The following is an 8,182-nucleotide window of genomic DNA, read 5'->3' as shown; positions in this document are numbered from 1 at the left end:
GCTACCAGATGTCCGAGCAGGTCCGGGCGTACGCGACCCGCCGGCTCGCCGCCGCGGGGGAGGAGCAGGCCGCCCGGGACCGGCACGTCGACTGGTCGTTGCACACCCTCGACGGTGTCGCCGTCGACACCGACGGGCAGCCACGGACCGTCTCCCTCACCGAGCTGGCGCCGTACGTGCAGGAGTGGCAGGCCGCCCTGCGCTGGTCCGCCGTCGGTGGCAGTGTCCGGGCCGGGCTGCGGCTCGCCGGGGCGCTGGCTCCGTGGTGGCGCGAGCACGGCCGGGCGCGGGACGGCCGGGACCTGCTGTTCCGGCTCTACCGGCGGATCGACGGCGAGTTCACCGAGCAGGGCGAGCGGATCGACCCGGTCGAGCTGGCCTCCGCGTACCTGGTCCATGCCGGACTCGCCGACGACCGGGAGGAACGCACCCGCTTCCTGGACCGGGCCGAGGACATCGCCCGACGCGTGGGTCACCCGGCGCTGCTGGTCCGGGCCCTCTCCGGGCAGCGGCTCTCGCTCGTGGAGGCCGGCCGGACGGTCGAGGCCGAGCAGGTGTGCCGCGACGTCATCGCCCGGGCCGAACGCACCGGGGTGCCGGCTGCCGCATTGCCCGCGGTGGTCACTCTCGCCGAGTTGTTGTGGCGGCGTGACGCCCTGGACGAGGCCGCGGAGCTGCTCGGCAGTGCCCGTCAGCTGGAGGCGGGACGGCCGGAGGACCGTGGCAGCCGTACCGTCGATTGGTTGCTCGGGATGGTGGCCCTGCGCCGCCGCGACCTGGTCGCCGCGCACGACCACCTGGTTGTCGCTCTGCGGTCGCGGTTGCGGCACGGCTTCCGGGGCGCCGCCGCGGATGCCGTCGCGGCGATCGCCGTGCGGTGTGCCATCGGCGGCGACCCTGCCACCGCGACCGTCCTGTTCGGCGGCGCGGAATCCGTGCGGGGGGCGTGCCGGGCGACCCATTTCGGGGGCTTCTGGTCCGGGCAGCAGGCTGCCCTGAGGCGGATGCTCGGCGACGCGGCCTTCGACGCGGCCTACGCCGAAGGGGCGGAGATCGGCTTCGGCCGGGCCGTCGCGATGGCGCTGGCCGTCGAGCATCCGGACCTCGAACACGGCTCGGCCCGCTTCGCCCAGACCCTGGGCTGACCCGGCCCCGAGCTGAGCCGGCGCGGGAGGACCCACCCCGGGCCGGCCGCACCGGCCGACCCGGGGCCGGCCGGCTATTCGACCAGCTCGCGGGCCCGGTCGATGTCGGACGGGTTGACGGCCTCGAGCGACCCGAAGATGCTCACGGCCTGGTAGTAGGTCCAGGCCAGGCTGTAGCAGGCCGGCCGGGTCACCGTGCTGTAGGTGGCGCACTTGCGCTTGAGGTCGGCGTAGAACATGTCGTCCAGCCGGTCCTTGTTGGCCGGGAACGCGCCCAGGTCCTTGTAGTTGCGGTAGCCGAAGTCGTGGCGCCAGCACGACAGCGAGAAGTTGAAGCCCAGCGGGTTGTCCGGGCTGGACGAGCAGTAGTCGGTGGTCCAGTCGAAGCCGTAACTGGCCCAGGGGGCGCGGTTGAGTCGGGCGTCGTTCCAGGCGGTGCTGCTCGACGCGGCGGTCTGGGTCCAGCGGGAGAGGACGGTGGCTTTGCTGTCCGTGGCGGCCGAGGCCGCCACGGAGGGAGCCAGCAGGGCCAGCGCAGAGATCAGGACGACGAGGGTACGGCGGACGGACCGTTTCATCGAAACCTCCAGCGGTAGGCCGCCAGTCTTGGATCGACAGCCTTCTAGATACAAGACGATCAATGGAGTTTTCCTTAACGATGCCTCAACTTACCGGTGGGTATTCCGCGGCGGGCCTGTCATGTGCTGTCCTGAAAAGCGGTGTGGGACCCGGCCGCTATGGTGTGAACGTGCAGGCGGCCGTTCAGTGATCCGATTACCTCTGGTCCGACAGGGACCACTGCGAGCGCTCGCCGTGCGGGTGGTTGCCGCCCTGGTCCTCGTGCTGCTCACCGTGCTGGTGATCTACATCGACCGCGACGGCTACCGCGACCTCAACGAGGACGGGCTTACCCTGCTCGACTGCTTCTACTACGCGGTCGTGTCGCTCTCCACCACCGGCTACGGCGACATCACCCCGGTCACGCCCGACGCGCGCCTGGTGAACATCGTGTTCATCACCCCGGCGCGCGTGCTGTTCCTGATCATCCTGGTCGGCACGACCCTCGAGGTGCTCACGGACCAGTACCGCAAGAACATCAGGGTCACCCGGTGGAGGCGCAAGTTGAAGGACCACATCATCGTCTGCGGCTACGGCACCAAGGGCCGGGCCGCGGTCAGCGCGCTGCTGGAGACGGGCTACGACAAGTCCCGCATCGTCGTGGTCGAGAGCCGCGACGAGGCCCTGCGCCAGGCCGGGGCCAACGGCCTGGTCGCGATCGAGGGCAACGCCACCCGCTCGGCGGTCCTGCTCGAGGCGGACGTCAAGAACGCCAAGTCGGTCATCATCGCCACCGACAGCGACGAGGCCTCCGTCCTGATCACCCTCACGGTGCGGCAGCTGACGGCCGGCCAGGTCCGGATCATCGCGGCGGTCCGCGAGCAGGAGAACGCGGCGCTGCTCAAGCAGAGCGGCGCCCACCACGTGATCGTGTCGTCGTCGACCGCCGGCCGGCTGCTCGGCCTGACCACGACGACCCCGCCGCTGATCGACGTGGTCGAGGATCTGCTGACCCCCGGCCAGGGCATGGCGCTGGCCATGCGGTCCGCGGAGCGCGACGAGGTCGGCCGCAACCCGCGCGAGCTCCAGACGCTGGTGGTGGCCTTGATCCGCCGGGGCAAGGTGCTGCCGCTGGGCGGTCAGCAGTCGGTCACCATCGACACCGGGGACATGCTGATCTACATCCGGGACGAGGAGAACAGCGGCGTCGGCGTAGCCGTCTGACGCAGATCGGCCCGGGCCTGGCGGCCCGAGCCGATCTTGGTGCTTGCGCCGGAGTTACAGGATGGTCCAGGTGTCGCCGGCGTTGAGCAGGTCGCTGAGCATCTCGTCCGGAGTGCCGGTCACCTGCGACTTGGCGTCCTCCAGCTGCTTCTGGATGAGCTCGTCGTAGGAGGGGCGCTCGACGTTGCGGAACACGCCGATCGGGGTCGTGCCCAGGTCCGAGCCGGACAGCCGGGACAGCGCGAACGCGTAGGCCGGGTCGTCGACCGTCGCGTCGTGCACGACCGGGGTCTCGCCCCCGAGCTCAGCACTGTCCCGCACCGACAGGCCGAAGGCCCCGGCCGGGTGGACCACCGAATACTGGTCCTGGGCGCCGAAGGTGATCGGCTGGCCCTGCTCCAGGCGGATCAGGTGGTCGTCGCGGGTGTTCGGGTCCTTGAGGACCTCGAACGCGCCGTCGTTGAAGATGTTGCAGTTCTGGTAGATCTCCACGAACGCCGACCCCTGGTGCTGGGCCGCCGCCCGCAGCACCGACTGCAGGTGCTTGCGGTCCGAGTCGATGGTCCGGGCCACGAACGTCGCTTCGGCGCCGAGGGCCAGTGACAGCGGGTTGAACGGGGAGTCCGCCGACCCGGCCGGCGTCGACTTGGTGATCTTGCCGAGCTCGGAGGTCGGTGAGTACTGGCCCTTGGTCAGGCCGTAGATCCGGTTGTTGAACAGCAGGATCTTCAGGTTGACGTTACGGCGCAGGGCGTGGATGAGGTGGTTTCCGCCGATCGACAGGGCGTCGCCGTCACCGGTCACCACCCACACCGACAGGTCCGGCCGCGACGCGGACAGCCCGGTCGCGATCGCCGGGGCCCGGCCGTGGATCGAGTGCATGCCGTAGGTGTTCATGTAGTACGGGAACCGCGACGAGCAGCCGATCCCGGACACGAACACCGTGTTCTCCCGGGCGATGCCCAGCTCCGGCATGAACTGCTGGACCGCGGCCAGGATGGCGTAGTCGCCACAGCCGGGACACCAGCGAACTTCCTGGTCGGACTTGAAGTCCTTCGCCGTCAGCTTCACCGGCGTCAGCGGAATCGTGCTGCTAGCCATTCTTGACCACGTCCTCGAGCATGTTCTCCAGCGTCGCGGCCGTGAACGGCAGACCGCTGACCTGGTTGAAGGGAACCGCGTCGATCAGATACCTGGCCCGGATGACGTGGGCGAGCTGGCCCAGGTTCATCTCCGGGATGACCACCTTGTCGTACGCCCCGAGCACCTCACCGAGGTTCGCCGGCAGCGGTGCGAGGTGCCGCAGGTGCGCCTGAGCGATCGGCAGACCGCGCTGGCGCAGGGCCCGGCAGGCGGCCCCGATCGGCCCGTACGTGGAGCCCCAGCCCAGCACCAGCACGCGGGAGTTCTCGTCCGGGTCCTCGACGTCGACGTCCGGAACCGGGATCGACTCGATGCGCTCGGCGCGGGTGCGGACCATGAACTCGTGGTTGGCCGGGTCGTAGGAGATGTCACCGGTCTTGTCGGCCTTCTCCAGCCCACCGATGCGGTGCTCCAACCCGGGCGTGCCCGGGATCGCCCACGGCCGGGCCATGGTCTCCGGGTCCCGCAGGTACGGCAGGAACCGCCCGTCCCCACCGTTCGGCTCGGTCGTGTACGCCACGGAGATGTCGGGCAGGTCGTTGACGTCGGGCAGCAGCCACGGTTCGGAGCCGTTGGCGACGTAGTTGTCCGACAGCAGGATCACCGGGGTGCGGTACTTGAGCGCGATCCGGGCGGCTTCGATCGCCGCGTGGAAACAGTCCGAGGGTGACTTCGGCGCGATCACCGCGAGCGGGGCCTCACCGTGCCGGCCGTACAGGGCCATGTTGAGGTCGGCCTGCTCGGTCTTGGTCGGCATACCCGTCGACGGCCCGGCCCGCTGCACGTCGACGATGACCAGCGGCAGCTCCAACGCGATCGCCAAAGAGATCGTCTCGCCCTTGAGCGCCACCCCGGGACCGGAGGTGGTGGTGACGCCGAGGGCACCGCCGTACGAGGCGCCCAGCGCGGCGCCGATCGCGGCGATCTCGTCCTCGGCCTGCATCGTGGTCACGCCGAACCGCTTGTGCTTGGACAACTCGTGCAGGATGTCCGAGGCCGGGGTGATCGGATACGCGCCCAGGAACACCGGCAGCTTGGCCCGCACACCCGCCGCGACCAGCCCGAGGGCGAGGGCGGCGTTGCCGGTGATGTTGCGGTACGTGCCCGGCAGCATCTTGGCCGGTTTGACCTCGTAGCGCACCGAGAAGTCCTCGGTCGTCTCCCCGAAGTTCCAGCCCGCCTGGAACGCGGCCTTGTTCGCCGCGACCAGATCCGGGCGCTTGGCGAACTTGCGCTCCAGGAACCGGATGGTGGACGCGAACGGCCGCGAGTACATCCAGCTCAGCAGGCCGAGGGCGAACATGTTCTTGGCGCGTTCGGCGTCTTTCTTGGCCACCCCGAGCTCAGCCAGTGCGCCGATGGTCATCGACGTCAGCGCGACCGGGTGCAGGGCGAAGCCGTCCAGCGAGCCGTCCTCCAACGGACTGACCGCGTAACCGACCTTGGCCAGATTCCGCTTGGTGAACTCATCGGTGTTGACGATGATGTCCGCCCCCGGCGGCAGATCACCCACGTTCGCCTTCAACGCCGCCGGGTTCATCGCCACCAGCACGTTCGGCGCGTCACCAGGGGTCAGGATGTCGTAGTCGGCGAAATGCACCTGAAAACTCGACACACCGGGCAGGGTGCCGGCTGGTGCGCGGATCTCCGCCGGGAAGTTCGGCAGTGTCGAGATGTCGTTGCCCAGCTGCGCGGTCTCCGAGGTGAACCGGTCACCGGTGAGCTGCATACCGTCACCGGAGTCCCCGGCGAACCGGATGACCACACGATCGAGCTGCTCGACACGCTTCGCGGGAGCGCCCACGTTCCAACCTCCTGAAGGAGCCGGCCGGCGGGTACGCACGTCGATGAGCCGGCCCGCAATAGTCACTTCCAGCCTACGTCGGCGCTCCTTACCACCGCGGGGCGCGGGGCGTGTCCGACTTCAGACCGTTGACCACAGTAGCCAGGTAAGGCTTGCCTGAGCCACCCGAGTCCACCCTTCGGTTCGCTAGGCTGCGGCCGTGCAGGGCTATCTGGGTTCGTACGCCACGCTGGGGCTGGTGCTGGCCGCCGGCGTGCTGGTCTTCGTCGGCGCGTTCGGGGCGAACAAGCTGCTCAGGCCGGCCCACCCGGCCGAGCCGGTGGGCAAGCGGCTGACCTACGAGAGCGGCGTCGACCCGGTCGGCGGCGACTGGGCGCAGGCCCAGATCCGCTACTACGTGTACGCGTACCTCTATGTGCTCTTCGCCGTCGAGGCGGTCTTCCTCTTCCCATGGGCGGTCGTCTTCGACCGTCCCGGATTCGGCCTGGTGACCGTCGCCGAGATGGGCGTCTTCGTGGCGGTTCTCGCGCTCGGCATCGTGTACGCCTGGCGCAAGAAGATCCTCACCTGGACCTGACGTCCCTCGATCAACCCGGGCGTTTGTGGCCCGGCGGGGTGGCGGGCTCGCACACCCGCAGCGGTCGTGCCACGATCGTGCCCATGGGCCAGCTTCTCCTCTTCGTCGTCGTGGCGCTCGTCGTCGCGGCGATCGTCTTCGGTGTGACCGTCATGGTGAGCGGCGGCGACCCCGGCCTGACGCCGGTCGAGCCGGACGGCAAGTCTCTGCCGCTGCCCAGCGACCGTCCGCTCGGCGAGGAGGACGTGTTCCGGACCCGGTTCGACACCGCGTTCCGCGGCTACCGGATGTCCCAGGTCGACCAGGCGCTGCAGCGGGCCGCCTATGACATCGGCTACAAGGGCGAGCTGATCGGCGTGCTGGAGGCCGAGGTCGCCGCGCTGCGCGAGGGCCGTACGGCTGACGCGGACGTGCTGCGCCGGGCCCGCGAGGCCGCCATCGCCCCGCCGCCGGAGCCGGTTGTGGTGGTCCCCGATGTCACGCCCCCTGACGACAAGCCGGCACCCGCTGCTCCCGCCGCCGCCGAGCCGGCTGCCGGTGAGAAGGCGCCTGCCCGGCCGGCGGGTGACGAGGAACCGGCGGAGAGCCGGTGAGTGCGCCCGGGCCGGTCGACGGGCTCGGCGACGCCGCGGTCCCCGGCACCGGTGAGGTCACGGCGACCGTCATCGTCAACGCGCCCGCGCCCCGAGTCTTCGCGGCGTTCACCAGCTGGGAACGGCAGTCCGAGTGGATCCCGTTCACCAAGGTGCGGATCGTCGAGGGCGACGGCGGCGAGGGCAGCCTGATCGAGGCGATCACCGGGGTCGGCGGGGCCGCGCTGCGCGACGAGATGCGGGTGGTGCGGGTCGACGCGCCGTACGAGGTCCGGGTAGTGCACTGCGGCAACATCCTGCGCGGCCCCGGCGCGATGCGTTGCACGGCGATGGCCGGCGACCGCACCCAGGTCGTCATGCACGAGTGGTTCCACCTGCCCGGCGGCGCCGCGGCCAAGCTGGCCTGGCCGGTGATCTGGCCCGGCTCGAAGCTCAGCCTCAAGGGCGCGCTCAAGAAGTTCGGCCGCCTGGTCGAGCAGGGCCGCCTGCCCTGATTTTCTGTCAGAGGGACCTCGTACGGTTTCCGGCATGACAGACGTGACCGCCGCGGGCCTGGTCGTCGGGGCGGACGGCCGGGCCAGATGCGGATGGGGCGGCAGCACGCCCGACTACCTGCCCTACCACGACCTCGAGTGGGGCCGCCCGGTCCACGGCGACGACGCGCTGTTCGAGCGGATGACCCTGGAGGCGTTCCAGTCGGGGCTCTCCTGGATCACCATCCTGCGCAAACGCCCGGCTTTCCGGGCGGCGTTCGCGGGCTTCTCGATCCCGGCGGTGGCCGCGTTCTCCGAGGCGGACGCGACCCGGCTGATGGCTGACCCGGGCATCGTCCGCAACCGGATGAAGGTCGACGCGGCCCTGCACAACGCCCGGGTGGCCGCCGACCTGCCGGACGGCCTGGCCACCCTGCTCTGGTCCTTCGCGCCGCCGCCCCGGCCCCGCCCGGCGACCCGCGCGGACGTCCCGGCGACCACGCCGGAGTCGATCGCGCTGGCCAAGGAGCTGAAGAGGCGCGGGTTCAAGTTCGTCGGCCCGACGACGGCCTGTTCGGCGGCTATGTCGCGTTCTCCGTCTATCTACCGGCCTACCTGAAGACCGCCTACGGGCTCAGTCAGGCCGACGCCGCCAACCGAATGGC

General features: G+C 70.2%; 8 protein-coding genes and 1 pseudogene. 6 read left to right on the top strand and 3 right to left on the bottom strand.

Annotated features, from left to right (window positions below):
* Nucleotides 1–1,145: pseudogene (locus AB0C29_RS22790) on the top strand (adenylate/guanylate cyclase domain-containing protein); the annotation flags it as partial.
* Nucleotides 1,146–1,219: 74 nt separating this feature from the next.
* On the opposite strand, the gene AB0C29_RS22785 reads toward AB0C29_RS22790, so the two are convergent.
* Nucleotides 1,220–1,723, bottom strand: coding sequence for a phospholipase (locus tag AB0C29_RS22785; RefSeq protein WP_360823338.1), 504 nt, complete (start codon nucleotides 1,721–1,723; stop codon nucleotides 1,220–1,222).
* Nucleotides 1,724–1,958: 235 nt separating this feature from the next.
* Here AB0C29_RS22785 and AB0C29_RS22780 point away from each other — a divergent pair, with 235 nt between their 5' ends.
* Entirely contained in the window at nucleotides 1,959–2,927 is a 969-nt protein-coding gene (locus tag AB0C29_RS22780) for a potassium channel family protein (RefSeq protein ID WP_360823335.1), read from the top strand.
* Between the two features lie 54 nt (nucleotides 2,928–2,981).
* Here AB0C29_RS22780 and AB0C29_RS22775 read toward each other — a convergent pair whose 3' ends face one another.
* Nucleotides 2,982–4,028 carry a 2-oxoacid:ferredoxin oxidoreductase subunit beta gene (locus AB0C29_RS22775; protein ID WP_360823332.1) on the bottom strand — a complete coding sequence of 349 codons (1,047 nt, stop codon included), beginning with the start codon at nucleotides 4,026–4,028 and terminating at the stop codon, nucleotides 2,982–2,984.
* Complete coding sequence (locus AB0C29_RS22770; protein ID WP_360823329.1) at nucleotides 4,021–5,874, bottom strand: 2-oxoacid:acceptor oxidoreductase subunit alpha; 1,854 nt, start codon at nucleotides 5,872–5,874, stop codon at nucleotides 4,021–4,023. Before AB0C29_RS22770 ends, AB0C29_RS22775 begins: the two co-directional genes overlap by 8 nt.
* A 199-nt stretch (nucleotides 5,875–6,073) precedes the next feature.
* Between AB0C29_RS22770 and ndhC the strand changes: the two genes are divergently transcribed.
* From ndhC to AB0C29_RS22750, 4 genes are all read left to right on the top strand, one after another.
* Nucleotides 6,074–6,451 carry an NADH-quinone oxidoreductase subunit A gene (gene ndhC / locus AB0C29_RS22765; protein ID WP_360545627.1) on the top strand — a complete coding sequence of 126 codons (378 nt, stop codon included), beginning with the start codon at nucleotides 6,074–6,076 and terminating at the stop codon, nucleotides 6,449–6,451.
* A gap of 83 nt (nucleotides 6,452–6,534) precedes the next feature.
* Nucleotides 6,535–7,044, top strand: coding sequence for a DivIVA domain-containing protein (locus tag AB0C29_RS22760; RefSeq protein WP_360823326.1), 510 nt, complete (start codon nucleotides 6,535–6,537; stop codon nucleotides 7,042–7,044).
* Nucleotides 7,041–7,538, top strand: coding sequence for an SRPBCC family protein (locus AB0C29_RS22755; RefSeq protein WP_360823323.1), 498 nt, complete (start codon nucleotides 7,041–7,043; stop codon nucleotides 7,536–7,538). Before AB0C29_RS22760 ends, AB0C29_RS22755 begins: the two co-directional genes overlap by 4 nt.
* A 34-nt stretch (nucleotides 7,539–7,572) precedes the next feature.
* Complete coding sequence (locus tag AB0C29_RS22750; RefSeq protein WP_360823320.1) at nucleotides 7,573–8,136, top strand: DNA-3-methyladenine glycosylase I; 564 nt, start codon at nucleotides 7,573–7,575, stop codon at nucleotides 8,134–8,136.
* The last annotated feature ends 46 nt before the right edge of the window (nucleotides 8,137–8,182 follow it).

Source organism: Actinoplanes sp. NPDC048791, from assembly GCF_040650095.1.
In the GTDB taxonomy this organism is placed as follows: Bacteria; Actinomycetota; Actinomycetes; order Mycobacteriales; family Micromonosporaceae; genus Actinoplanes.
This window is presented reverse-complemented; position numbering and strand designations above follow the sequence as displayed.